Origin of the sequence: Desulfovibrio oxyclinae DSM 11498, assembly GCF_000375485.1 — a bacterium.
Taxonomy (GTDB): domain Bacteria; phylum Desulfobacterota; class Desulfovibrionia; order Desulfovibrionales; family Desulfovibrionaceae; genus Pseudodesulfovibrio; species Pseudodesulfovibrio oxyclinae.
Genome location: NZ_AQXE01000002.1, coordinates 91,510 through 116,151 on the forward strand (window position 1 = coordinate 91,510; position 24,642 = coordinate 116,151).

At 61.4% G+C, this 24,642-nt stretch carries 25 protein-coding genes; 9 read left to right on the forward strand and 16 right to left on the reverse strand.

The window, feature by feature from the left end:
* The first annotated feature begins 143 nt into the window (after positions 1-143).
* Positions 144-2,576 (forward strand): diguanylate cyclase domain-containing protein, encoded by a 2,433-nt coding sequence (locus B149_RS0103060; RefSeq protein WP_018123694.1) that lies wholly within the window; start codon positions 144-146, stop codon positions 2,574-2,576.
* Positions 2,577-2,633: 57 nt separating this feature from the next.
* Here the strand turns inward: B149_RS0103060 and B149_RS0103065 are convergent, their stop codons facing one another.
* From B149_RS0103065 to B149_RS0103075, 3 genes are all read right to left on the reverse strand, one after another.
* Entirely contained in the window at positions 2,634-3,431 is a 798-nt protein-coding gene (locus tag B149_RS0103065; protein WP_018123695.1) for a substrate-binding periplasmic protein, read from the reverse strand.
* Positions 3,432-3,442: 11 nt separating this feature from the next.
* The gene (pgm, locus tag B149_RS0103070; RefSeq protein WP_018123696.1) at positions 3,443-5,086 is read right to left on the reverse strand and encodes a phosphoglucomutase (alpha-D-glucose-1,6-bisphosphate-dependent); all 1,644 of its coding nucleotides are present in this window, start codon (positions 5,084-5,086) and stop codon (positions 3,443-3,445) included.
* Positions 5,087-5,260: 174 nt separating this feature from the next.
* A complete protein-coding gene (locus B149_RS0103075; protein WP_018123697.1) occupies positions 5,261-6,502 on the reverse strand; it encodes a M48 family metallopeptidase in 1,242 nt (413 codons plus the stop codon).
* Between B149_RS0103075 and B149_RS18505 the strand changes: the two genes are divergently transcribed.
* Together B149_RS18505 and B149_RS0103085 are read left to right on the forward strand one after the other, a co-directional pair.
* Positions 6,501-7,286, forward strand: coding sequence for a Mut7-C RNAse domain-containing protein (locus B149_RS18505; RefSeq protein WP_040372168.1), 786 nt, complete (start codon positions 6,501-6,503; stop codon positions 7,284-7,286). The two genes, B149_RS0103075 and B149_RS18505, sit on opposite strands and share 2 nt — an antisense overlap.
* 56 nt (positions 7,287-7,342) lie before the next feature.
* A complete protein-coding gene (locus tag B149_RS0103085) occupies positions 7,343-8,215 on the forward strand; it encodes a tetratricopeptide repeat protein (RefSeq protein ID WP_018123699.1) in 873 nt (290 codons plus the stop codon).
* Here B149_RS0103085 and B149_RS0103090 read toward each other — a convergent pair.
* A complete protein-coding gene (locus B149_RS0103090) occupies positions 8,212-8,583 on the reverse strand; it encodes a hypothetical protein (protein WP_018123700.1) in 372 nt (123 codons plus the stop codon). The genes B149_RS0103085 and B149_RS0103090 overlap by 4 nt on opposite strands.
* Positions 8,584-8,675: 92 nt before the next feature.
* Between B149_RS0103090 and B149_RS0103095 the strand changes: the two genes are divergently transcribed.
* Both B149_RS0103095 and B149_RS0103100 read left to right on the forward strand, forming a co-directional pair.
* On the forward strand, positions 8,676-9,566 hold the full coding sequence (locus B149_RS0103095; protein WP_018123701.1) for a LysR substrate-binding domain-containing protein: 891 nt from the start codon (positions 8,676-8,678) through the stop codon (positions 9,564-9,566).
* 50 nt (positions 9,567-9,616) lie between these two features.
* Complete coding sequence (locus tag B149_RS0103100) at positions 9,617-9,949, forward strand: DMT family transporter (RefSeq protein WP_018123702.1); 333 nt, start codon at positions 9,617-9,619, stop codon at positions 9,947-9,949.
* An 82-nt stretch (positions 9,950-10,031) separates the two neighbouring features.
* Here the strand turns inward: B149_RS0103100 and B149_RS18655 are convergent, their stop codons facing one another.
* Positions 10,032-10,190: a hypothetical protein gene (locus B149_RS18655; RefSeq protein WP_018123703.1), complete on the reverse strand. Its 159-nt coding sequence runs from the start codon at positions 10,188-10,190 to the stop codon at positions 10,032-10,034.
* Positions 10,191-10,295: 105 nt separating this feature from the next.
* Here B149_RS18655 and B149_RS0103110 point away from each other — a divergent pair, with 105 nt between their 5' ends.
* Positions 10,296-11,216, forward strand: coding sequence for a LysR family transcriptional regulator (locus tag B149_RS0103110; protein WP_018123704.1), 921 nt, complete (start codon positions 10,296-10,298; stop codon positions 11,214-11,216).
* A 105-nt stretch (positions 11,217-11,321) separates the two neighbouring features.
* Here the strand turns inward: B149_RS0103110 and groL are convergent, their stop codons facing one another.
* The 3 genes from groL to B149_RS17720 all read right to left on the reverse strand — a co-directional run bounded on the left by groL (position 11,322) and on the right by B149_RS17720 (position 13,930).
* Positions 11,322-12,974: a chaperonin GroEL gene (gene groL / locus B149_RS0103115; RefSeq protein ID WP_018123705.1), complete on the reverse strand. Its 1,653-nt coding sequence runs from the start codon at positions 12,972-12,974 to the stop codon at positions 11,322-11,324.
* A gap of 72 nt (positions 12,975-13,046) precedes the next feature.
* Positions 13,047-13,334 (reverse strand): co-chaperone GroES, encoded by a 288-nt coding sequence (gene groES / locus B149_RS0103120; protein ID WP_018123706.1) that lies wholly within the window; start codon positions 13,332-13,334, stop codon positions 13,047-13,049.
* A gap of 173 nt (positions 13,335-13,507) precedes the next feature.
* A complete protein-coding gene (locus B149_RS17720) occupies positions 13,508-13,930 on the reverse strand; it encodes a bacteriohemerythrin (protein ID WP_018123707.1) in 423 nt (140 codons plus the stop codon).
* 173 nt (positions 13,931-14,103) lie between these two features.
* Between B149_RS17720 and B149_RS0103135 the strand changes: the two genes are divergently transcribed.
* Complete coding sequence (locus tag B149_RS0103135; protein ID WP_018123708.1) at positions 14,104-15,927, forward strand: bifunctional lysophospholipid acyltransferase family protein/GNAT family N-acetyltransferase; 1,824 nt, start codon at positions 14,104-14,106, stop codon at positions 15,925-15,927.
* Positions 15,928-16,040: 113 nt separating this feature from the next.
* On the opposite strand, the gene B149_RS0103140 is transcribed toward B149_RS0103135, so the two are convergent.
* Genes B149_RS0103140 through B149_RS0103155 form a run of 4 tightly spaced genes read right to left on the reverse strand, consistent with a single transcriptional unit; the run spans position 16,041 to position 18,707 of the window.
* The gene (locus B149_RS0103140; protein WP_018123709.1) at positions 16,041-16,625 is read right to left on the reverse strand and encodes an LOG family protein; all 585 of its coding nucleotides are present in this window, start codon (positions 16,623-16,625) and stop codon (positions 16,041-16,043) included.
* Between the two features lie 8 nt (positions 16,626-16,633).
* Positions 16,634-17,665: a threonine aldolase family protein gene (locus B149_RS0103145; protein ID WP_018123710.1), complete on the reverse strand. Its 1,032-nt coding sequence runs from the start codon at positions 17,663-17,665 to the stop codon at positions 16,634-16,636.
* On the reverse strand, positions 17,662-18,255 hold the full coding sequence (locus B149_RS16270) for an SGNH/GDSL hydrolase family protein (protein WP_018123711.1): 594 nt from the start codon (positions 18,253-18,255) through the stop codon (positions 17,662-17,664). The genes B149_RS0103145 and B149_RS16270 overlap by 4 nt, the downstream gene beginning before the upstream one ends.
* A 2-nt stretch (positions 18,256-18,257) precedes the next feature.
* On the reverse strand, positions 18,258-18,707 hold the full coding sequence (locus tag B149_RS0103155) for a pyridoxamine 5'-phosphate oxidase family protein (protein WP_018123712.1): 450 nt from the start codon (positions 18,705-18,707) through the stop codon (positions 18,258-18,260).
* Positions 18,708-18,754: 47 nt separating this feature from the next.
* Here B149_RS0103155 and B149_RS16275 point away from each other — a divergent pair, with 47 nt between their 5' ends.
* Positions 18,755-19,474, forward strand: coding sequence for a TIGR04283 family arsenosugar biosynthesis glycosyltransferase (locus tag B149_RS16275; RefSeq protein ID WP_040372154.1), 720 nt, complete (start codon positions 18,755-18,757; stop codon positions 19,472-19,474).
* On the forward strand, positions 19,471-20,136 hold the full coding sequence (locus tag B149_RS16280; protein WP_018123714.1) for a TIGR04282 family arsenosugar biosynthesis glycosyltransferase: 666 nt from the start codon (positions 19,471-19,473) through the stop codon (positions 20,134-20,136). Before B149_RS16275 ends, B149_RS16280 begins: the two co-directional genes overlap by 4 nt.
* Here the strand turns inward: B149_RS16280 and B149_RS0103170 are convergent.
* The 4 genes from B149_RS0103170 to yidC all read right to left on the reverse strand — a co-directional run bounded on the left by B149_RS0103170 (position 20,133) and on the right by yidC (position 24,640).
* Positions 20,133-20,390, reverse strand: a complete 258-nt coding sequence (locus tag B149_RS0103170) for a hypothetical protein (protein WP_018123715.1) — start codon at positions 20,388-20,390, stop codon at positions 20,133-20,135. The two genes, B149_RS16280 and B149_RS0103170, sit on opposite strands and share 4 nt — an antisense overlap.
* 2 nt (positions 20,391-20,392) lie before the next feature.
* A complete protein-coding gene (gene mnmE / locus B149_RS0103175) occupies positions 20,393-21,784 on the reverse strand; it encodes a tRNA uridine-5-carboxymethylaminomethyl(34) synthesis GTPase MnmE (RefSeq protein WP_018123716.1) in 1,392 nt (463 codons plus the stop codon).
* Between the two features lie 63 nt (positions 21,785-21,847).
* Positions 21,848-22,936 carry a protein jag gene (locus B149_RS0103180; protein WP_018123717.1) on the reverse strand — a complete coding sequence of 363 codons (1,089 nt, stop codon included), beginning with the start codon at positions 22,934-22,936 and terminating at the stop codon, positions 21,848-21,850.
* A gap of 51 nt (positions 22,937-22,987) precedes the next feature.
* A complete protein-coding gene (gene yidC, locus B149_RS0103185; RefSeq protein WP_018123718.1) occupies positions 22,988-24,640 on the reverse strand; it encodes a membrane protein insertase YidC in 1,653 nt (550 codons plus the stop codon).
* Between the last annotated feature and the right edge of the window lie 2 nt (positions 24,641-24,642).

The following is a 24,642-nucleotide window of genomic DNA, read 5'->3' on the forward strand; positions in this document are numbered from 1 at the left end:
TCGGGACCGGTGCCGCTCCTTGGCCCGGACTGCCGTGCCCGGGCGCGCCCAAGGGATGCCCTGCTATGACATTTCCCGACGCGTGTCCACTGTTTCCTCAGGGAGCGCTCACGCGCTCTTGTGCAAAGTCCGGAGCCGTTGTAGTGTCCGCGATCATGAGAAAAATCGACGGTTCTTCATACGGCGGCGCGACCCTGACGCGTCAGGAAATCATCGATCACGAACACGACGTCAAGGATGCCGTGTCGAAATATCTGAATTTTACCTCCTACAGCCTGTTTTTCCCAAGGTCAACGGATCCCGATGCGGAGCCTCCGGAGCCGGAATACCGGGGGGAGGACCGGGAACTGCTGCTGCCGTTGGTGCAGGGCGGCCGCATGCTGGCGTATTTCGTGGTGCGCGACGTCACCGTGCAGGCACCCAGCGTGGCCCCGAAGTATCTGGCGGGCATCGCCAACGCGGCGTTGGAGATCATTGCGCTCCGAAAGCACTGCGTCACGGATCGTCTCACGGGCCTGTTCAACCGGGAACACTTCCTCTCCGTGCTGACGCGCGCCGTGGATCGTGTGAAGGGCTGTCTCGTGCCCGGAGCCGGCGGGCTGGCCGCCTGCGAGAACACGGATACGGAGATGCCCACGTTTTCGGGCAACCTCGGCGTACTCTTTCTGGATCTGGATCGTTTTCAGACCGTGAACGACCGTTACGGCTACCCCTTCGGCGACCGTATAGTGGCCGAGGTGGGCCGCTGTCTTGCCGAGGTTTGTCCGGGCTTTGCCGCCGCCTCCCGTTACGGCAACGACAAGTTCGCCGTGCTGCTGCCGGATGCCAATCGGCGCGCCTGTTTTCAGCTGGCCGAGGTGATCCGCGAAAGCGTGGAGAAGCTGCATTTCGACGACCCGGTTTCCGGCGACCGCGTGCGGGTGAGCCTGAGTATCGGCTACGCCTCGTATCCGCAGGCGCTGGACGGCCGCCAGTACGGCCTCGACGCCTCGGAGCAGGGGCGTATCGTACTGCGCAAGGCACGCCGCGCCGCCGCCGTGGCCAAGGACATGGGCCGCAACCGCGTCTTCGGGTACCGGGACATCCTTGAAAAAGGCGGTCGCGTGCTGGAAACGCTTCCACTGGACCGCATGGCCGTGAGCCTCGGGACCACCGTAGGCGCACGGGTCGGGCAGCGCTTCCTGATCCGGTCCACCATTTCGGGCCGTCCGGCCGACGCGGCGCTGACGGCTGACGAACGCATCTCCGGCCGCTATCCGTCCATGTACAAGGCCGAGGCCGTTATCGTGGATGCGCAGGAGGACATCGCCTTTGCCGAGGTCCTGCATCTGGCGGACGCGGCGTGGCCTGTGGAGCCCGGCGACCGGCTGGTGCTCGTCACCGAACAGCAGAGCATCTTCGACACCGCCGGGGGCACCGAGACCCGTGACGAGGAGTCGGGATTGCTGGAATTTCGTGCCTTCATGGGCCGTTTCGAGGAATACCGCGGCGAGGGCGCGTTCGGCCTGTGCATCGTGAAGATTCTGAGTGAACCGCCGGAATCCGTGGCCAGCTACCGCGCGCACATGGAGAGCATGACCCGACACGCGGCGACGGTCGCCCGCGATGTGCTCGGGACGGAGGCCGTGGGCGGTAACTACGGCCTCGGCGGTCTGATCTTTCTTGTCCCCGATGTTTCGGATGAAGCCCTCAGGACAGCATGCGCGGAGATAGCCACCCGTTGCGAGAGCAAGCTGGCCGTGGATGTCTGCGCTGCGGGCGCGGTGCATCCCTGCCTCGACTTTCAGCCCGGCGAGACACTCGCCAACGTGCGCGACGCGCTGGACCATGCCCTGCTGTTGCCCGCACCCCGCGTGGCCGTGTTCGATTCCGTGACCCTGAACCTTACCGGCGACAGGATGTGGGCCGACGGCGACGTCTACGGCGCGCTGGATCGCTATCGCATGGCGCTGGAGCTGGAGTCCGGAAACTCCACGGCGCGCAATTCGCTGGCCATCTGCTACGCGCACCTTGGCAAGCTGGAAGAGGCACGGGAAGAGTTCTCAACGGTTCTGGAACGGGAGCCGGACGATGTGATGGCCCTGTACAACCTCGGGCGCGTGCTGCACCGCATGGGCCGCTTGGAAGAGGCGCGGGTGGCATACGATCGTTGTCTGGCACAGGAGCCGGAGCACATATTCAGCCTCGTGCGGCTGGGCAACCTTTCCGAGCGCGAGGGGAATCTCGACGAAGCGGAACGCCTGTATCTCAAGGCTTCCACCCTCAGGGGCGGGGAAACGCTGGCCTACCGTCCGCTGGCCCGCACAGCGTGGAAACGGGGCGATCTTGAGCAGGCGCGCGAATATCTTCATCTTGCGCTCAACGCCAACCACAACGATGCCCACGCCATGTACATGCTGGCACTGCTCTACATGGAGGGCGGCGAGGATCCGCAGATTGCGGAAGTGCTGGCAAGGCAGAGCGCGGCGCTTCGTCCGGAACGCGGCGACTATCTGGGTGTGCTGGTCCGTGCTCTCCGGGCGCAGGGCAAGGATGCCGAAGCCGATCAGGTGGCTGGCCGAATTCCCGAAGCCTGAGTGGAAATCGTCTCGAAGTGATCACGACCCCGGGGTAGCTGCCTCGGGGTCATTTTTTTAGCGGATGCCGTATTCGTCCAACAGTTGCTGAAGGCGCCCCTCGGATTTCATCCGTCGCAGTCCTTCGTCGATGATGGCGCGCAATTTCTCGCCGCGCGGGGTGCGGGGCAGGAGCATGTGGTAGGGCGTCTTGGGCATGCCGGGGATCGGAGCGTGGCCGAGGGCCGGATCGGAGAGAATGTCGATGCCGGTCAAGACGTAGGCCGCATATGGTTCATAGGCGATGGGAATATAGTCGCATCGCTGCTGAAGCAGCTTCTTCACGGCCTGGACAATGGTTCCGGAGGACGTGTCCAGCCGTTCGGGCGGAATCTGATATTGGTGGTAGCCGAAGTCGCTCACCCCGCAGCCTTTCATGGAGTGCAGGTCCTCAAGCGACTTGATGTAGGGCCCGAGGGGGTAGCGATGCGTGGAGTATAGAATGATCGGGGTGGTTAGGTAGAAGGTCTCGGAAAGCAGGAATTCCGAGGCTCGCTTGGGGCTGTAGGCGGCATTGAGCACTACGTCCACGTCCCCCTTGCGTGTGCGCTCCAGGCACTGGTTCCACGGCATGAGGGAGACTTCGAGCTTCATTCCCTGAGCGTCGAGAATCTCTTCGAGTACGTCCACGGACATGCCCACGAGCGTCCCGGCCTCCTCTCCCTCACGCTCGTAGAATACGTAGGGCGGCCACTCCGAGATGTCGTCACAGGCTCGCACCGTCTTTTTCAGGGGGGCGGCCATGCCCTGAGCGGCGGACATGAACATGCCCGCCGCTGCCAGGACGATAAGGACGAAGATCGCGGCGCGGTTCATGGGCCGGGGTCTCATTTGGAGAACAGCGCTTCGACGATGGTTCTGGCTTCCGCCTCGATGGCGTCGAGGTGCTGTTCGTCGCGGAAGCTCTCCGCGTATATCTTGTAGATTTCCTCGGTTCCGGACGGTCGGGCCGCGAACCAGCCGTTGTCCGTGCTGACCTTGAGACCGCCGATGGGTTCGCCGTTTCCGGGCGCATGGGTCATGCGCGAGGTGATGGCGTCACCCGCCAGTGTTTCGGTGCGGACGGATTCCGGAGTGAGCCGCTTGAAGGCCGCCTTCTGTTCGTTGGTGGCCGGGGCGTCGCTACGGCGGTAAATGGGTGCCCCGTGCTTCTGCTCCAGTTCCTTGTACAGTTCGCCGGGGTCGCGTCCGGTGACGGCGGTGATCTCGGCGGCAAGCAGGTTCAGGATGATGCCGTCCTTGTCCGTGCTCCACGGGCTGCCGTCAAAGCGCACAAAGCTGGCTCCGGCGGATTCTTCCCCGCCAAAGGCGCAGGTGCCCTTGAGCAGCGGTCCCACGAACCACTTGAAGCCCACAGGGACTTCAAAAATCTCGCGGTTCAGCCCTTCGGCCACGCGGTCGATCATGGAGCTGGTGACCACGGTCTTGCCGACGGCCGCTTCCGTTGACCAGTGCTCACGGCTGCGGAACAGATAGTCCACCGCCACGGAAAGGTAATGGTTCGGATTGAGCAGGCCCGAGGCGCGGGTCACGATGCCGTGTCTGTCGAAGTCCGGGTCGTTGCCGAAGGCGATGTCGAAGCGGTCGCGCATGGCGATGAGCCCGGCCATGGCGTAGGGCGAGGAGCAGTCCATGCGGATCTTGCCGTCCTTGTCCACGCTCATGAAACTGAAGGTCGGGTCGGGCGCGTCGTTGGTGACGGTGATGTCCAGCCCGTACTCGTCCGCGATGGGCTCCCAGTAGGCCAGTCCCGAACCGCCGAGCGGGTCAGCGCCGATCTTGAGGCCTTCGGCGGCCACGGCTTCGAGGTTCAGGATGCTGCCCAGATCGCGAACATAGGGCATGACGTAGTCGATGGCTTCCACGCCGTCGGTGGTCAGTGCCTGTGCCAACGGGACGCGTTTCACGCTCACCAGTTTGTCGATGAGGATCTGGTTGGCCCCGTCCTGAATGGCGGCGGTGGTGCGGAAGTCGGCGGGGCCGCCATCCGGCGGATTGTACTTGATGCCGCCGTCTCGCGGGGGATTGTGCGAAGGGGTGATGACCACGCCGTCTGCCAGTCCGGTGGTGCGGTCCCGGTTCCAGCTCAGGATGGCGTGAGAGATGACGGGCGTTGGCGTGTAGCCGAAGCCCATCTGGTAGCGAACGGCCACGCCGTTGGCCGCGAAGACTTCAAGCGCGGTGGTGAAGGCCGGTTCGGAAAGGGCGTGGGTGTCCATTCCCAGAAACAGCGGACCGTCGATGCCGCGCATTCTGCGATGCTCGCAGACGGCCTGACACACGGCCATGACGTGCGACTCGTTGAAGGTGGACGTGAGCGAGCAGCCCCGGTGTCCGGAGGTGCCGAAGGATACTATTTCGTCCGGATTCTTGGGATCCGGTTTCCTGGAATAGAAAGCCGTGACGAGCCGGGGGATGTTTTCCAGCATGTCATGGGTCGGGGGTTTCCCGGCCATCGGATGAAGTGACATGAAGCCTCCGTTGTTTACGTTACCTAGCCTACCGGAATATCAGGCTGTGGACATTATCACAAGACCGGTCCGGCTTGATGCGGTCAAGGCGGCAGGGATGATAATGGATCGCCGACATTCCTTATCGGTGTCATGCCTTGCGGCTCTTCTGAATTATATATCCGTCGAGTCCGATCATGCGGCTTCGTGCCGGGCAAGAGCCCGCACGCGTTTGACCACGGGCGGGTGCGAATACTGCAACCATACCGTGAACGGGTGCGGCGTGAGGTTCGACAGCGAATCCGCCGAGAGCCGTTTGAGTGCGGAAGCCAGCTCTCCGGGACGTCCGGTGGTGCGTGCGGCAAAGGCGTCCGCCTGATATTCGTGCTTTCTGGAGAGCGCGCCGTCAGCCAGCGAAAGCAGCATGGAGACCGGGGTGTAGAGCAGGGCGAAGAACACCAGCCCGGCGTGGACGCTCATCTGCTGTACGCCGAAGGCTTCGAACAGCCTCGGCGATTCGAGGAAGAACGAGAGCAGCCAGAACATGAGGCCGGTCTTGAGCACGGAGGCCACAAGCATTTTGCGCACGTGCCCCAGTTTGGCGTGCCCGACTTCGTGCGCCAGCACCGCCGTTATTTCGCCGGGAGTGTGCCGCTCCACCAGCGTGTCGAACAGGGCGATGCGGCGTTTCTTCCCGAATCCGGTGAAGAAGGCGTTGGCCTTGGTGCTGCGCTTGGAGCCGTCCATGAGGTACAGCCCTTCCAGTTCGAACCCTTGTGAGTCCGCATAGTTTTCAAGCATCTGCCGAAGCTCTCCCTGCTCCAGCGGGGTGAAGCGGTTGAACAGCGGCAGAATCCATTGCGGAGCAACATAGGTGACCGCGAGGCTGAAGAGCGTGGTGAATCCCCAGCACCAGAGCCACGCGTCAGGCCCGGCCCAGCGGAAGAACAGCAGGATGCCCGCCAAAAGCGGACCGCCAATGACCGCGGCCAGAACGACGGCCTTGAGGCGGTCGGCCACGAAGGTTTCGGGCGTGGTCTTGTTGAATCCGAAGCGGTTTTCCAGCACAAAGGTTCTGTAGACCGAAAAGGGCAGGCCCGGGATCATGCTCAGCAATCCCAGCAGGCCGAAGAAGAGCAGCCCCGTGACCAGCGGGCCGAAGCCGAAGGACCGCACTGTGTCGTCGGCCCATGCAAAGCCGCCCGCCACGATGAAGATGATGGAGATGACCGTGGAAATGGTGTCATCCACGGATTCAAGCCGCATCTTGGCAAGGTTGTATTGCTGTGAGCGGCGGTAGGCTTCGTCGTCGATGATGTCCCGAAACTCCTCCGGCGGCCGGGTGGAGAGGTTTTTTGCGTCGAGGTGGCGGGATATCATGCCGAGGGCCCACGCGGCCACGAGTGATGCCAGAATGAGAGCGAGGTATATGTTCATGACTCCTCCGAATGCGGTGGTGCTTGTATTCGATGCAGGCCTTTTGGGGCTGCTGACCCGAAAGGCCGATGATGGCGAAATACGCTATCGGGCGCGAAAGGGCCAGTCAATCAAGGACATGGTGGAGTCGCTGGGGGTACCGCACACCGAAGTGGGCGAACTGGTCGGCCCCGGCGGAGAGCGAGTCGGGTTCGGCTACCGGCCTGAAGAGGGCGGACGCGTCGAGGTCCGCTCCGTGGTCGAGCCTTTCGATGTGATGCAAGATCAGCCTTTGCGGGCCGCGTTGCCGCATCTGGCCTTTATCGTGGATGAAAACGTGGCTGGCTTGGCACCACTGTTGCGAGCCATGGGACTGGACGCGGCCCGCGACGGACTGAACGGCGATGCTACCCTTGCAGAACGGGCCGCTGCGGAGAAACGGGTGGTGCTCTCGCGGGACCGGGGCCTGCTCAAGCGCGCTGCGGTGACGCACGGGCGGCTGTTGCGGACCGAAGGCACCGATGCCCAATTTGCGGAAATCGTCCGGCATTTCGGGCTTGTCCCCACAGCGGAGTTCATGCGCCGCTGCCTGCGTTGCAATCGGCCCACCATTCCTGTGGAAAAAGTGGATATTCTGCACTTGCTGGAGCCGAAAACGAAAAAATACTTCAATCATTTCAGAATGTGTGGTGGGTGCGGAAACATATACTGGCGCGGCAGCCACTACCAGCGTCTTGTCAACAGGTTGGCACGTGCGGGGGTGCGAATTCCGACACAGGAGCCTCTAACTGCCGACGAAGCTTGATTTAATGAGGCCGGTGTATTACCGTCGGGTAAATTTCCCCAAGATCGAGGTACAGCATGAGCGCCACCGCCAAAACCATTCGCGAGGACATCGCGCGGGCAAAAGCCTACATCGGACGCAACGATTACCTGCGTTCGCTGGACGCGCTTGCGCGTGCCGTGAAGGGCGTGGCGGCAAGCCAGGTGTTCGGCCGCGAGAAGTTCGAGGTGCAGGCGCTTCTTGAAGAGGCGTTCCGCGACCTGAACGGGATGGCCGTGGTCAAGAAGCTCTTTCCCAAGGGGCTCAACTATCAGCGGGGCAAGGAGGCGCAGCTCTACAAGACGCTGACCCGTCTGGCCGCCCGGCTGAAAGACGCCATGGAAAAGGCACGCATCGCCAAGCAGCGCGAACATCTCTGGAAGCTCGACGAGATGCTGCTCGAAGCCCAGAAGCACATGGAAAACGAGAATCCGCTGGAGGCGCGCAAGCTCTTCCGCGCCGCTTCCGACACCTTCACGGAGATCGAGGGCCTGAACTCCGACATCGGCACGCGGCTGATGATGGGTGGCCTGCTTCAGGAGGCCGTGGAATACCTCAAGCGTGCGCTGGAGCAGAATCCTTCCGACAACCGGGCGTACGGCTCGCTCATCATGTGCTACGAAGGGCTCGGGGAGACCGCCAAGGCCATCGAGACCGTCAAGGAAGCCATGCGCAGACTCGGCGTGAACGAATCGCTTGAAATGCGTCTGGCCAAGCTGCACCTGTCGCGCCGCGAATGGGGCGAAGCCAACAAGTACGCCGCCGCGGTGGTCCAAAAGAATCCGCTCAATCTCGAAGCCGAGAAGATCGTCAAGAAGACCGAGCCCAAAATTTACGGCGCGGGTGGAAAGACCAGCCCCGGCAAGTCTTCCGGTTCCGGCTCGGGCAAGGCCATCAAGCTCGACATCTAGGGCCTCAGGGTCCGAAACTCTTCGTTTTCATTTCCAAGAATCAGATTTCCGTCGCGATCGACGGTCATTGCTTTTGCGTTCCCGAGGCTGCGGCCCACGGGTTGCTTGCCGCCTTCGGGCGGGAGCATCCAGACGACGCCGTTGGCGTCCAGCGCGAAAATGCTGCCTTGGCGGGAGATGGCCAGATCAAGCACCGTGGAGTCGAAGCGCGCCAGTTCCATGCGGTTTCCGTCCGGGGTGTGGCAGACGACGCTGTCCTGCCCCGCAGTGTAGATGTTGCCATGCCGGTCCATGAGCATGGAAGAGGCTTCGGCATAGGATGGAAGCAGGATGAAAACGGTCAGCAGAGCCAGTTTGAATGCACGCATGTTACCTCCGTGTTGCTTGACCGCAGACTAGAAAGGGGACATTGATATGTCCAATATGCTTTGGAGTTGCGATTGATACCTTGGAGGTATGGATGGAATTGCGTCATCTGAAATATTTCATGGCCGTGGCCGAGGAGCTGCACTTCGGCAGGGCCGCCCGGCGACTTCATGTTTCCCAGCCGCCGCTGAGCCGGCAGGTGCGGCAGCTTGAGGAGGAGCTCGGTGTCGAGCTTTTCGAGCGGAACAGTCGCCGAGTGGAGCTGACCGCTGCAGGTCGGTATTACATGGCGGAAGTGAACAAGGCCATGGCCGTCCTTGATGAGGCGGGGCGAACGGTGCGTAGCGTCGCGGCCGGGGAGGAAGGGGCGCTCAAGGTCGGATTTGTCGGCCCTGCGAGCCTGAGCCGCTTTCCCGAAGTGGTCCGGGAGTTCAGACGCAGGTTCCCGAATATCAGGCTGACCATCCGGGCCATGTCCACGTATCATCAGCTGGATCTGATGAACCGGGGACGGCTGGATGCCGGGTTCTCGCGGCTTTTCGGGCACGATACCCACGGCCTGAATGCGAAGCTGTTTCTGCGGGAACCATATGCGCTCGCCGTACCGGAAGGGCATCGTCTTCACGGACGAACCGGCGTTTCGCTGTCGGACCTGCATGGCGAGGACATGATTTTCTACCCACGTCATTACCAGCCGAAACTGCATGACGCGATCATCGCCGCATTTGAACGGGCCGGGGTTACGCCGGATATCGTGCAGGAGGCGAACACCGAGCAGAGCACACTGGCGCTCGTGGCTGCAGGCATGGGTGTGGCGCCGGTCCCTGCGTCATCGGCAAACGGCTGCTTACGCGGGGTTGGCATTGTTTCGCTGGAGCAAGGGCTTCCGCCTTGGGAGGTCTCCATCGTCTGGCCCGAGCATGGACACGGCCCCGTGATGGAGCGTCTGCTGGAAGTGGCTTCGGAATTCACGCAAATCGCCTGAATCCAAACAACGTCCGTAGACCATACCAGGCACATGAATGGAGGAGCCTCATGATGACCTATCTATACCTCGCCCTCGCCATTGTCGCCGAGGTGGCTGCGACCATGGCACTCAAGGCACTGTCCGATGAGTTCAGGGTAGGCACGCTGGCGCTGGTTGTTGGCGGATATGTCACCGCCTTCACGTTCCTGTGTGTCGTGCTGCGGACCCTGCCCGTGGGCATCGGCTACGCCATTTGGGCCGGGCTCGGCACCGCTCTTGTGGTGCTGTGCGGGGCGCTCATCTATCGGCAGGTGCCCGACCTTTGGGCGCTGACCGGAATCGGTTTGATAGTGGCAGGGGTGGTGTGCATCAACGTCCTTTCCAAAACGAATGTTCACTGATTTCCCCTAGAGACGGCGTCCTGTCCCGAATCGTGACCGTCTTGCATGCCTTTCCTGTGAGGTTGCCGATTTCCCAGGATGTTTACCGGCAGCATCGAAACATGAGCAGTGCCGCAATCACGCATGCAGCAAGAATCAGGGCCACAATAAAACCGGCTGCGTCCGCTGTCTCGACGCCGCTGTGCAAGCCGCATCGCAACTGCTCGCGATAAGCAATTTCTTCATAATCACCCGAATGCATCATTTCTCCGTGGGCTTGATTTGTCCGTCAAGTCCAAGTAGAGCCGAAAAGAGTGATATGTCTAATATATTTATTGCGTACTATTGATATGGGGAATGTCTTAATATGAATCTGCGTCAGTTGGAGTATTTCAAGGCAGTGGCCGAGGAGCTGCATTTCGGGCGAGCGGCCGCGAAGATGCACGTAGCGCAGCCGCCGCTCAGTCAGCAGATACGCAAGCTGGAAGATGAGCTTGGCGTGATGCTGCTGAAGCGTGACAACCGGAATGTGTCCCTGACGCCGGAGGGAGGGCGTTTTCTTGATGCGGTGAAGGACAGCCTCGCCGTGTTGGAAGATGGAGTCGAGCAGGTGCGTATGATGGCAAGCGGAGAAATCGGGCGGGTGGTCGTCGGTTTCATGGCCTCGGTCACCCAGTCGCGATTTCCTGATGCCGTTGCGGAGTTCCGAGAACTGCACCCCGGAATCACGCTGGAATTGCGCGAAATGAATTCCGTGGAGCAGCGTCGGGCGCTGCTGGACGGCGAACTGGACGTTGGAATGGTTTTCAGTGGGTGCTCGCAGTCACCCCAATTGTGTTTCAGGATATTTCTGAGCGAACCTTACATGCTTGCCGTGCACAGGAACCATCCGCTGGCGGCAGTTGGAGAAGCACGCCTTGAAGATCTGGACGGAGAGGCTCTCATTGTTTTTCCACGGGACGTGCATCGCAAGTCATACGATAGTTCCATGGCGGTTTTCAGCGCGGCGGGCGTGACGCCGAGAGTGGTGCAGGAGACTGCCACGCATCATACCAAGCTGGCGCTGGTGGCGACGGGATTGGGAGTGGGGCTGGTTCCGGCCCGGATGGCCGGAGTCTGTCCCAGAGGAGTTCGGCTTCTGCCTTTCGACTGGCAGGGGGCGCAGGACCGCAAGAGCGTGCTCAGGCTGGCGTGGCGCAATGACAATTCATCAACTGCGCTGCAATGCTTTCTCAAGGTGATGGAACGCTACGCCGAACCGAATCCCGCGGTGAATGGCTGTTTGTGAGTATCGTCTGACGCCGATTGCCGACCGTTGTGGGCAAGCAAATGAAAAGGCCCCCCGCATCCAGTGCGGGGGGCCTTGTTATCTGGCTGGTTCAGCTGGGTCGGGCTAGTACATGCCGCCCATTCCACCCATGCCGCCCATGCCGCCCATGCCGCCGGGCATGGCCGGAGCGCCGCTGTCCTTTTCAGGCTTTTCGGCGATGGCGCATTCGGTGGTCAGCAGCAGACCGGCCACGGAAGCGGCGTTCTGGAGCGCGGTGCGGGTGACCTTCTTGGGATCGATGACGCCGACCTTGATGAGGTCTTCGTACTCGGAGGTGGCGGCGTTGAAACCGAAGCCGTCCTTGCCTTCCTTGATCTTCTCCACAACGATGGAGCCTTCAAATCCGGCGTTGCCGGCGATCTGGCGCAGCGGCTCTTCGATGGCGCGGGTGATGATGGCGATGCCAGCGGCTTCGTCGTCATCGACCGGCTTGAGATCCTTGAGTGCCTTGGTGGCGCGGGCGAGAGCCACACCGCCGCCGGGCACGATGCCTTCTTCCACGGCAGCGCGGGTGGCGTTCAGGGCGTCTTCCACGCGGTCCTTCTTTTCCTTCATTTCGATCTCGGTGGCTGCACCGACGTGAATGACGGCGACACCGCCCACGATCTTGGCGAGGCGCTCCTGGAGCTTTTCGCGATCGTAGTCGGAAGAGGACTCGTTGATTTCGGCGCGGATCTGCTTGATACGGGCCTTGATTTCTTCAGCGTCGCCAGCACCGTCGACAACGGTGGTGTTGTCCTTGTCGATGACCACGCGCTTGGCGGAACCGAGGTCGTTGACGGTGAGGTTTTCGAGCTTGATGCCGAGGTCTTCGGAGACGACCTGGCCGCCGGTCAGGACAGCGATGTCCTTGAGCATGGCCTTGCGGCGCTCGCCGAAGCCCGGAGCCTTGACGGCGGACACGTTCAGGGTGCCGCGCAGCTTGTTGACCACGAGGGTGGCCAGAGCTTCGCCTTCGATGTCTTCACCGATGATGAGCAGCGGACGGGACATCTTGGCAACCTGCTCCAGAACGGGCAGAAGTTCCTTCATGTTGGAGATCTTCTTTTCGTTGAGCAGGATGAGCGGCTCTTCCATTTCGCAGGTCATGCGCTCGGGATTGGTGACGAAGTAGGGGGAGAGGTAGCCGCGGTCGAACTGCATGCCTTCGACGACGTCCAGGGTGGTTTCGAGACCCTTGGCTTCCTCAACGGTGATGACGCCTTCCTTGCCGACCTTGTTCATGGCCTCGGCGATGATGTTGCCGATGGTGGCGTCGTTGTTGGCGGAGATGGTTCCGACCTGTGCGATTTCTTTCTGGTCGCGGGTCGGCTTGGTGACGTTGCCGAGTTCTTCGACAACGGCTGCAACGGCCTTGTCGATGCCGCGCTTGATGGCCATGGGGCTGCGGCCGGCGGCCACGAGCTTGACGCCTTCGGTGAAGACGGACTGGGCCAGGATGGTAGCGGTGGTGGTACCGTCACCGGCCACGTCGGAGGTCTTGGAAGCGACTTCCTTGACCATCTGTGCGCCCATGTTCTCGAACTTGTCTTCGAGTTCGATTTCCTTGGCGACGGTCACGCCGTCCTTGGTGATGACCGGAGCGCCGAAGCTCTTTTCGATCACGACGTTGCGGCCCTTGGGGCCGAGGGTCACCTTGACTGCGTTGGCGAGCTTGTCCACGCCTGCTTTCAGTTTTTCACGGGCTTTGGCGTCGAAGAGAATTTCTTTGGCCATTGGGTATCTCCTTCAATATTGAACTATTTCGTCTAAAAAATGAGCCTTAATTGTCTATATGCCGGAATACGACTACTCGACGACAGCGAGGATGTCGTCCTCACGCATCACGAGATGTTCGTTGCCGTCGATCTTGACTTCGGTTCCGGCGTACTTGGCGAACAGCACGGTGTCGCCGGTCTTGACGGTCAGTTCAACACGCTTGCCGGCGTCGTCCAGTTTGCCGGGACCGGCGGCGACGACCTCGCCCTTCATGGGCTTTTCCTTGGCGGAATCGGGGATGATGATGCCACCTGCGGTCTTCTCTTCCATTTCCAGGCGCTTCACCAGCACGCGGTCGTTCAGCGGTTTCAGCTTCATTCGTCTATACCTCCGGGTATCATTGGGTTTTTTATGCGTTTGCCCCGGCCTGAGGGAGCCGGGCTCCGCGCTGAGCAGCGGAAGACTCGGGGATAAATAAGCACACTCGCCATGCTGTCAAGCGGGGGGCGTGATTTTTTTGTGTCGGAAACGGGAGAAAGGGTCGAAAAGGCTTACTTGCCGGTGTCGAGGCCGGTGGCGCGCTCCAACACGCGCTTGTGCGCATGGAACCAATCATAAAGGTGGTCGCGCACGCAGGCGGCTGTCATGGCTGCACCGCCTTCGAGCCTGCCCATGAGTTCGAGGGTCTGGGCCATGAACCTGTCATGGTCGAGCCGGTGCGCTTCGAGTGCGGGGCACTGCTGTTCGCTAAGCAGCTCCTCCTCGTGGCGGAAGTGCATCAGGGCACTGTCGCGCAGGCGCTCGATTGCGGTGAGCAGGCTGCGGCGTTCGGCCTGATCCTCCAAAGGGGCGTTCATGTCGCGGATCATTTCCGTCAACGATTCGAGCAGGTCCGAAAACTTCTGGTGCAAGTCGTCAAGGTGCTTGATGCCGGTGAGTTCCCCTTTGGGAGAGCTCATGCTGTCGAGCGTCATCACATTCCTCCGTGAACAGGCTGACTGGCTCTTGTAATGGCCCGGAGCGCTTCTGTCCAGTGGTTGCCGGTAACGGCTCCGTGACCACATTTTGACATGGCGTAACCGCAGGGAAACCGTTTCGGCGCGTCCGCGCAGTAGAATCCCGCAAACCCGAAGGGAAGGAGCACGCCATGCAGCAGCAGACAGTCGAGCAGCAGCTATTCAGGTTGGAGAATCCGTCCGACGGCCCGTTCAAACGCGCGCTGTTCAACATTGCATCAAGGCCGCTGACGAAACTGTTGCGTTTTGACACGCTTAACAGCCTGTATGACCGCTACCGGCAGGAGGAAGTCGGCGGCGAGTTCGTGGACCGCGTGCTGGAGATGTTCGGCATACGTATCGAAATGGGCGGCAGACCGCTGTCCAAGGTCCCGGCAAAGGGGCCTCTGGTCGTTGTTGCCAACCATCCTTTCGGCGCCATCGAGGGGGTCATTCTCGTCAAGCTGCTGAAGCAGATACGGCCCGACGTGAAGGTCATGGCCAACTATATGCTCGGCAAGATTCCCGAAATGCGGGAGCACCTGATTCCGGTGGACCCTTTTGGCACCGAAAGGTCGGCAAAAGCCAATATCTCCGGACTCAAGGAGAGTCTGCGCTGGCTCAGGGACGGTCACCTGCTGGCCGTGTTTCCTGCTGGCGAAGTCTCCAGCCTCAAGGTTGGCAGACGCATGGTGGCCGACCCGCAGTGGAGCGAGACCGTGGCCCGCATGGTCAGGAAGACGCGCAGTCCTGTGGTCCCGATGTTCTTCAATGGCCGTAACAGTGCCGTATTTCAGGCAGCGGGCATGATTCATCCGCGCCTTCGCACGGTGCTGCTGCCCCACGAGAATCTCAAAAAGGCCAGCCGCACCGTTCAGGTCAGCGTCGGCGGTCCCATCGCCTTCGAGCGGCTGGAGTCCTTTGAGAACGATACGGAACTCACGGATTACCTTCGCTTTCGGACCTACCTGCTTCGCCGTCAGAAGCCACTCCCTTTCAGTTCCGGAAAGGAAAAGGCGCCGCGCAGCATGGCGCCGCTGGCGGGCAGCATGGCAAAGCACATCCTGGCAAGTGAAGTGGCGGCCCTGCCGGACGAAAACCTGCTAGTGCAAAGCGGCGACCTGAAGGTCTTTCAGGCCGAGGCATGGCGCATTCCGCGCGTCCTGCGGGAGATAGGCGTGCTTCGCGAAAAAACATTCCGCGCCGTGGGCGAGGGCACCGGCAATCCCACGGATATCGACGAATACGACGACACGTATCGCCATCTGGTGCTCTGGAACGACAAGGAGCGTGAAGTCTGCGGGGCCTACCGCTTCGCCCTGAGCGACGAAATCCTTGCCGCACAGGGAGCCAAGGGCATCTATTCGGCCTCGCTGTTCCGTTTCTCGCCGGGATTCCTAGAGGAATTGCAGCCAGCGCTTGAGCTGGGGCGCTCCTTTGTGCGCGCCAAGTATCAGCGCAGCTATCAGCCGCTGCTGATGCTCTGGAAGGGTCTTGCCGCATTCATCGTGAAGAATCCCCGGTACTCCAGACTTTTCGGCTGTGTGAGCATTTCCGGCGACTACTCGCCGCTTTCACGCGAACTCATGGCTGGTTTCCTCAAGCGCCACTGTTTCGACAAGGAGCTTGCCCGGATGGTCACGCCGTCCACCCCGCTCAAGGACAAGGCGCTGAAACGTCTGGACGTGGCGCTCTCCGAGGCCGCCCTCAGCGACCCGGAAGACCTTGGCTCACTGGTGACGGAGGTCGAGGGACGCGGCATCCCGGTGTTGCTCAAACAGTACTTGAAGCTCGGCGGCAAAATCCTCGGCTTCAACGTGGACCCGGACTTCGGCGACTGCCTCGACGGCCTGATTCTCGTGGACCTCGTGCACACCGACCCCAAAATTCTGTCCCGCTTCATGGGCGCGAAAGGGGCAGAGAGTTTTCTTCGTCATCACGAGAGAGTCACCGAGGTCGTGCCGGTAGCGGCCTGATTCATTTATATATGTAATGAAAAGGGCCCGCGGTGATGCGGGCCTCTTTTTGTCTTGCATTTGTGGTGGGTACGCTGATTTTGCGTAAGTAAAAAGGTAGGCTTTTCGTCAGCCTACAGCCCCTTCTTCTTCTCGATCCACTTGTCCACCTGAGGCGGCACGTAGCCATCGAACTTGTCGAGCAGGCCGCCGGGTGAGGCGTCGGTGAGCACCATGCCGCGGTGTTCGGAGACGAGGAATCCTTCTTCCACCACTTTGTCCAGAAAGCCCGCCAGTTCGGAGTAGTATCCTTTGACGTCCAACAGGCCGCAGGGTTTGCTGTGGTAGCCGAGTTGGTTCCAGGTCAGCACCTCGAAGAATTCCTCAAGCGTGCCGATGCCGCCGGGCATGGCGATGAAGCCGTCGGAAAGCTCAGCCATCTTGGCCTTGCGGGCGTGCATGGAGGGCACCACGTATTGTTCGGTGAGGCCGTGGTGCGCCACTTCCTTCTTCACCAGCAGCTCGGGGATGACACCGATGACACTGCCGCCCGCCGCCAGCGCGGCGTCGGCAAGGGTGCCCATAAGCCCGACTCCGGAGCCGCCGTAAACCACGCCGATTTCTCGTTTCGCCAGCTCGGTGCCGAGCTCGACTGCGGCTTCGGTGTATCGTGAATCATGGCCGGGGTTGGAGCCGAGAAAAACGCATATTCTTTTCATGACCAAAGTTATCCTTTGCTTTGCACCGCGGCTTTGATCGAGGCGGCGAACTGGTCCACCTCGGCCTCGGTGGTGTTCCAAGAGAGCATCCAGCGCAGGCTGCGCTCGGTCTCGTCCCAGATGTAGAAATAATATTCGTCGAGCAACTGGTTGATCGCGTGCTCGGGTACCTTTGCAAAGACCGCGTTGGTCTCCACTTCGCCGAGAATCTCCACGCCCTCAACAGCTGCGGCCTTTTTTGCCAGACGCTTCGCCATGGCGTTGGCGTGCCGGGCGTTCTCCAGCCAGATGCCGTCTTCGAGGTACGGGAGGAACTGCGCCGACACGAAACGCATCTTGCTGACGAGCTGCATGAACTGCTTGCGGAAAAACGGCATGCCGGGGCCGATGTCCGGGTTCAGCAGTACCACGGCCTCGCCCATGACCAGACCGTTCTTGGTGCCCCCAAAGGAGAGCAGGTCCACACCGAGGTCGGTGGTCATCTCGCGGAATGAGCAGCCGAGCGCGGCGCAGGCGTTGGCGATGCGGGCACCGTCGATGTGCACGAGCATGTCGTTTTTGTGCGCGAAATCGCACCATGCGCGAATTTCATCGGCCCTGTAGAGCGTGCCCAGCTCGGTGCACTGGGTAAGGGATATCACCCGGGGCTGGTTGCGATGCACGAAGCCATGCGCCGCCAGCTGCGGCACGGCCTGATCCGGGCTGATCCGCCCGTCATTGCTCGGCAAAGTCACGGACTTGAAGCCGCCCACGGCTTCCGGTGCACCGCATTCATCCGTCGTGATATGCGCGTGCTCGGAGCAAATGACGGACTGCCACGTTTCGCAGACCGAGCGAAGGCCGGTGACGTTGGCCGCCGTACCGGTGGTCACAAAAAAGGTCCGGGCCTGCGGGCCGAAGTGCTCGCGGAAGAGTTGCTCGGCCCTGCGGGTGGTTTCGTCTTCGCCGTAGGCCTTGGCAGAGCCTGCGTCGGCGGCGGTCAGGGCATGCAGTACGGCAGGGTGCGCCCCGGAGTTGTTGTCGCTGGCAAAGGATTTCATTGCTGGTCGTCTCCTGCGAGTTTCAGAAAGCGTCGGGTTTCGGGCTGGGTCGCCAGATGCTCCGCCCAGCGGGCATAGCCTTCGGCGTCGGGGTGAACGCCGTCGCCGCGTTGCAACGACTGGCGAAAGGCGTCGTCCGAGTTGAGCAGGGCGGTGCTTGATACAAAGGTTGCCCCATGTCTGGCGGCTACGGGCGGGAACTGGCGTTCGAGTGCGTCGAGATGCTCTCGCAGGTCATTGCGCAGAACGGGCGGCGGGCCGATGAGCAGCACCTCAGCCATGGAAGCCATATCCGTAAGTAGGGTATCCAGGTGTCCAGTGCTTTCGTTGGGCGGGATGCCTTGTGCCGCGTCGGCAGTTCCGGCGCAAAGGGCTATCCGGACCGGCGCCTCGTCCGAGACCCTTCGTCCGGCTTCACCGCGCCAGCGGTAGAGCAGATGGCGCGAGGTGTTGGCGCGAACGCCCATATTGTACCATGTGTCCTCGGTCCGTTTTGCCGGACCGTGTAGAGCCAGACGCCCCGCAAGACCGAGTCCCCCGCCGTCGCCGTAGCCGAGGGTGAGGGAGTCTCCGAAAAACAGAAAGATCACGGTTATTCCTTGGTGCGTGCGGATGCGGACCGAATTCTCAGACCGAACACAGCGGTGGCCCGCACTGCACGGTCGTCGAGCGGGAGGTCCCGTCCGGAGTATTTGATGGTAATGGCCCGCAGCGCGTTACGGTGAGCATCGCCGGACAGCTCGCCGGGAGCGGCGGTTCCGGACACGCTTCGGAAGCTGTAGCCCAGCTTGCAGGCCAGTTCGCCTTCCATGCGCGCCTCGATGTCCACAGCGGCGCTGAAGCCCACCACGGTTCCGGAGCGCAGGGCGTCGGCCTTGCGTCCCCGCAGACTGGAATGCAGCACCAGCAAGTCTTCCTCACGCGCAAAGTTCACGGGTACGCTGTATGGGCCCTGGTCGTCGCATATGGCAAGCCAGAGTACGTCTGCCCTGTCGAGCACGTCGTAAACGGCGCGTTTGTCGGTCGTAGTATCCTGCTTCATGGCATCAACCCCTTTATCATTTCGGGCAAAGGGTCTATTACTGTCTCATGCTCCGGAACACAACCGCCGGGTTGACCTCGGTCATCATTCCCGCACTTTGCGAGGCCTCCGCCATCAATGCGGTAGTGACCAACGTGCGCGAAGCGGCGGGGGGGCTGCCGGTGGAGATCATAGTTGCCGACGGCGATCCCGACGGCTCGACCCTCGCAGCAATTGCCGACCCCGAGGTGGTCGGCATTGTTTCCAGTCCCGGAAGGGGGGCACAGATGAACGCGGGCGCCGCGGCTGCGTCGGGTGATGTCCTGCTCTTTCTGCACGCGGACACGCGGTTGCCGGGAAACGGACTGCGGCATGTTCGCAAGGCAATGCATGAGCATGAAGCCGGGGCGTTTAGGGTGTGCTACGACACCCGCTCGCGCTGGGTTCGGTTTCTCGGCGAGATGAGCAACCTGCGGGCCCGCATGGAGCGCATTCCTTACGGCGACCAGACGCATTTTTTCCGCGCCGAGACCTTTCATTCCCTCGGCGGGTATCCCGAAATCCCCATCATGGAAGACGTGGAGATGTTCCAGAAGCTCGCTGCTTCGGGCGTCCGGCCCGTGTTGTTGCGTGAGCGGGTAACCACCTCTGCGCGTCGGTACGAAGCCGAAGGGCCTTTTGTCCGCCCATTCCGCAATATAGGGCTTCGACTCAGGCATCGGTTCGGTGCCGACCCGCGTTCACTGGCCGGGAGCTACCGGCCGCAATGTCATTTGGAGCGAAAATGAACGGTTGCGTGCTTTTCTTCGTCAGAAACCCCGTGCCCGGCAAGGTCAAGACGCGGCTCGCCGCCGATACTTCGGATCGCACGGCCTGCGACCTGTATCGCCTGATGGCGTCATCGGTGCTTCAGCGTCTGGAGGAAGACGGCGTGGAAACGGCAGTCTGCTATACACCCGAGGACGCCCGTCCGCAGGTGGTGGACTGGCTCGGTCCCGGGCGCGCCTACATCTCGCAGAAAGGTCCGGACCTGGGTCGGCGCATGGAGAACGCTTTTCGCGAGATATTTTTCATGGGCTATCGCAAGGCGGTACTCGTGGGCAGCGATATTCCCGGTATCACCAGCGAGGACTGTCTGAGCGCTCTTGAAGCTCTGTCGCCCAAGCGGGCGGTGTTGGGGCCGGCAGGAGATGGCGGATACTACATGATAGGTTTTCACCGGGACGGCTTCGTGCCGCAGGCCTTCAGCGGCATGAAGTGGGGCGGACACAACGTGTTTGGCTCGACCTACGAAACCATTCAGCGAGGCGGTCTGTCCGTCTCACTCAAGCCCCGGCACATGGATGTGGATACCCTCAACGACCTGCGCGAATTCATCAAGAGTGCGGATTCGGCCGCGTGGAAGGGCACGCCGTTCATGGAACGGGCAAGGACCATCACCGGCAGTTAGAAGTCCATCAACCCCAGCGGGTCGAGCGTCTTTCTTTCGGCGCGTCGAAAGCGTACCACGTCGCAGAACAGCTCATCTTCTATGGAGATTTCCCAGTCTCCGCCGGAACCGAAGCTGTTCCAGAGTTCGGTTCGGATGCCTTGGCGCACCTTGATGCGCACTTCATCGGCGTCCGCCTTGTTCAGGCAGTCCAGCATGGCCGGGACCAGTCCGCAGGTGACACCTTGCAGGTCGAATTCGGGGATGTTTTCCATGGCTATTTTCCGATGCAGAATGAGTCGAAAACGGCGTTGAGCACTTCGTCCGGGGCAATGCGTCCCGTAATGGAGGCCATGGCGTCGCAGGCGGCTTCGAGTCGGACGCCGAGCAGGTCGTGCGGAAGGCCCGCCGTTGCGTCGGTCTCCAGTGCGGCGAGTTCCTGCGCGGCCCGGCGCAATGTTTCCGCCTGGCGCGCGTTGGGGACGGTTTCGTCCGGATCGGGCTGGGATTCGCCGGAGCCGAGGCGCTCGACTATCTTGTCAGCCAGCGTGTCCATATTTCGCCCACTCTTCACCGACACCTTGACGATGTCGATCATGAACCGTTTGAAAACCTTCCATGCCGGTGGCTGGGCCTCGGGCAGGTCGTATTTGTTGAAGACCGCGATGGTCTTAGACGGGTCAAGGGCGACGGCGGCGTCCACGTCCTCGTCGGTGATGGTCTCGGACGCGTCCACCACATAGAGAATAAGGTCGGCCTGCTCCATCAGTTCGCGGCTGCGCTCGATGCCAGCGCGCTCCACGTTGTCCTCGGAATCCCGGATGCCTGCGGTGTCGGCCAGACGCACGGTCATGCCGCCCAGCGTCACGGATTCCTCGAGATAGTCGCGTGTGGTGCCGGGGGTGTCGGTGACAATGGCCCGGTCGTGGCCAAGCAGTGCGTTCATGAGGCTCGACTTGCCAGCATTGACCAGTCCCGCGAGCACGACGAGCGCGCCTTCGCGCCACGCTTTGGTGCGTTCAAAGGAGGCGATCAACGCCTCAACGTCCTCGCGAACTTCTCGGGACACTGCAGAAATGCGTTCGGGGGGCAGGCACTCGACATCTTCCTCGGGAAAATCCACGGCCACGCACAGCTCTTTTCTGAGGTGCTCCAGCCGGTTCCTGAGGGTGTCGATGCGGCTGCCGAGCGCCCCTGAAAGCCGGGTGCGGGCCAGATGAAGCGCCGCCTTGGACGGTGCGTGAATCAATTCAGCCACGGCTTCGGCCTGCGTCAGGTCCATGCGTCCGTTCAGGAAAGCCCGGTAGGTGAACTCGCCACGCTCGGCCAGTCGGGCACCGCGGGAAAGGGCGGACTCAAGCACCGAGGCGGTCACGGCGCGTCCGCCGTGGCAGTTCAACTCCACCACATCCTCGCCTGTAAAGGATTTGGGACCGGGCATGTAGGCCAGCAGACCTTCATCAATGACGTTGCCGTCGGCATCGAGGAAATGTCCGTAGTGCAGGCGGTAGGGTTTGGGTCTGTCGAAGGACTCCGCTGCGGGGCGGAACATGGACATGGCGGTTTCGCGGCTCTTGCTGCCGCTGATGCGCACGATGCCTACGCCGCCGGTGCCGGAAGGAGTGGCTACTGCGGCAATGGTGTCTTTTCTGCGACCGGGGTCGAGCATGGAAGGCTCCTGATGGAAAGAAAACGGCCGGGGTCCCCTGTGGAGCCCCGGCCGTGGAATACGTTATCGTCTGCCGTTGTTCCTGCGGCCGCCTCCGCGGCGTTTGGGGATGATCAGCACCCGCTTGAGCGGGCCGTCTCCCTTGGAACGAGTGAAGACAGTGTCGTCTTCCTGCAGGGCGAGGTGCACCACGCGCCTGTGGTAGGAACTCAGAGGCTTGGTGCTCTGGGTGCGGCCGTGGTTGCCGGCCTTTTCAGCCAGGTGGAATGCCAACTGGCGGAGTTTGTCATCCTGTCGTTCGCGATAGTCCCCGGTGTCGATCTGAATGCGCACCGAGGCTTCCATGCGGCGGGAGACGAGGCGGTTCGTCAGGTACTGGAGCGAGGAGAGCGTCTGACCCTCGCGACCGATGATCAGCCCGCTGTTTTCCTCGTCGTCGATGAAGACCTTGACGCGGTCGGGATCGAACGTGACGTCCAGCTTGGCTTCGCCAACGATGGGTTCGAGCATGCGACCCAGTATTTCGCGCACGGCCTTTTCGACTTCAGCCTTGTCCAGATTCTCCAGGGAGCTGACGGTTTCGTTGCCGGGCTCGGGAGCGTCGCCCTCCTGCTGGAACTCGGCGACGTCATCGACGGGTGCCTTCGGTTCGACAACAGCTTCGTTGCCGGGTTCGGGGCGGTCCGGGATTTCCTGCTCGGGGGCGGACTCGGCTTCGCCCGCTTCCGATGCGGCCTTGAGTTCGGGGTTCGGCTGCGGCTTGGGGGCGGCCCTGCGCTCCTTCTTCGGAGCAGGGGCGTCCTTTTTGGATTCCTTGGCAGGCTTGTCCTTGCCCTTGGTCTCCTTGGGGGCCTTGTCATCTTTCGGAGCCTTGTCAGCCTTTTTCGGCTTGGGCTCGCGCTTGGGTTTCTTCTGACCGGACTTGGGTTCGCTCTTCTTCTGCGATTCATCCATCAGGGAATCGGCCTTGAACGCCTTGCGCGGACGGGCCTTGATGGTGGCCTTGCGCACGCCGACGATACCGAAGACGCCGGTGGAGCCGCCCTTGATGATCTCGATTTCGAGTTTCTCGCGGTCCAGGTCAAAGTGACTGCATGCCGTCTTGATCGCTTCGTCCAGGTTTTTGCCCTGGAATTCCTTGAATTCGCTCATACTGGTTCCTTCGTTCGGGAGGGGGCCTTGCCTCGTGTTGCTTCGTGTAAACTAGGCCGCTTTCTTCTTGCTGCTTTTCGACGTGATGAGCCACTGCTGCCCGATGGAGAGCACGTTGTTCATCAGCCAGTAGACGACCAGTCCGGCGGGGAACTGCAGGAAGAGGAACGTGAACACCAGCGGCATGAACATCATGATCTTCTGCTGGGTCGGATCGCCCGTCGAAGGGGTCATCTTCTGCTGGAGGAACATGGTGGCACCCATGATGATGGGGGTGATGTAGAGCGGGTCCTTGGCGGACAGGTCTGCAAGCCACACAATGTCGGTTCCGGGCAGGTACTCGATGAACGGAGCGTGTCTCAGCTCGATTGCTCCAAGCAGCGCCTTGTAGAGACCGAAGAAGACGGGAATCTGAACCAGCATGGGCAGACACCCGCTGGCAGGATTGACCTTGTACGTTTTGTACAGGGCCATGGTCTCCTGATTGAGGCGCTGTTTGTCGTCGCCGTATTTTTCGCGCAGCTTCTGGATCATCGGCTGCAACTGCTTCATCTTGTCCATGCTCTTGTAGCTCTTCTGGGAAAGGGGCCAGAAGATCACCTTGATGATGATGGTCAGGATGATGATGGCCATGCCGTAGTTGTTGACATACTGGTTGAAGAAGACCAGCGCCATAAGCATGGGCTTGGCGAGCGGGTCGAACCAGCCGAAGTTGACGGCCTGGTCCAGATCGTTCGGCATGCTGGCCAGCAGGCCGCGGTCTGCCGGTCCCAGATAATAGGACGTTTCAAGCGTTTTGCTCATGCCCGGCTGGAAGGTGTCGGACTGGTCCACCGCCATGCGGAAGATGCCGTTCTGCACGCTGGCGAACAGGGATGCATCCGGATTGTTCGGGACGATGGACATGATGAAGTAGTTGGACTCGATGGCGCCCCACTTCAGGCCGCCGGCTGCGGAGACGCCTTCTTCCTGAAGCGTCTCTCGGTCGTCCTCTTCGCTGCGGCCGTCATTGACGAGCCACGCGATGCGTGTGGGGTTGTACTGGTTGTCCTCGGCGGTCATGGACTTGGCTGCGGCGGTGAATGCCACGCCGGCCTCGGTACCGCGCTCCTCAAGGTTCACCATGGTCAGTGCCTCGGTGATGAGGTAGCTGTCGGAGTGGATGGTCAGGCGGCGTTCCAGTTCAAAACCGGCTGCGCGACCCTTGAAGACCAGAACGTGTTTTTCGCCCTCGCCAATGGAAATCTGTTCGGCACCTTCATACGCCCATTTGCCGTTGAGCCAGGTATGATTCTCGGAACCGCGCCTGCGGATGATGACGCCAAGCGGGCCCTTGGACACGGACTTCGCGCCGATCAGGTCCACCTGCTTGGAGCCGGCTTCGATACCCTCATGGTAGTTGCGAAGGACAAAGCGTTCCAGCACACCGCCGGAGGTATTGAAGGTGGCCCGAAACAGCGGGGTCTCGACGTGGATGTCCTTGCCTGCGGTGGGCACGAAATCCTGCGGGGAGGGCGTTCCCTGCTCACCGTTTTCTCCGGCCAGCGGGTTGATGGGTGCCGGGGCTTCGCCTTGGGCCTGTTGTACGGCCTGTTCCTGCACGGGAGCGTTGCTCTTGGGCGCGGGCTGGGGGAAAAGCATTTGCCAGCCGACGAATACGGCGAAAGAAAGTGCCAGAGCAAGTATGAATCTTTTGTTGTCCATTT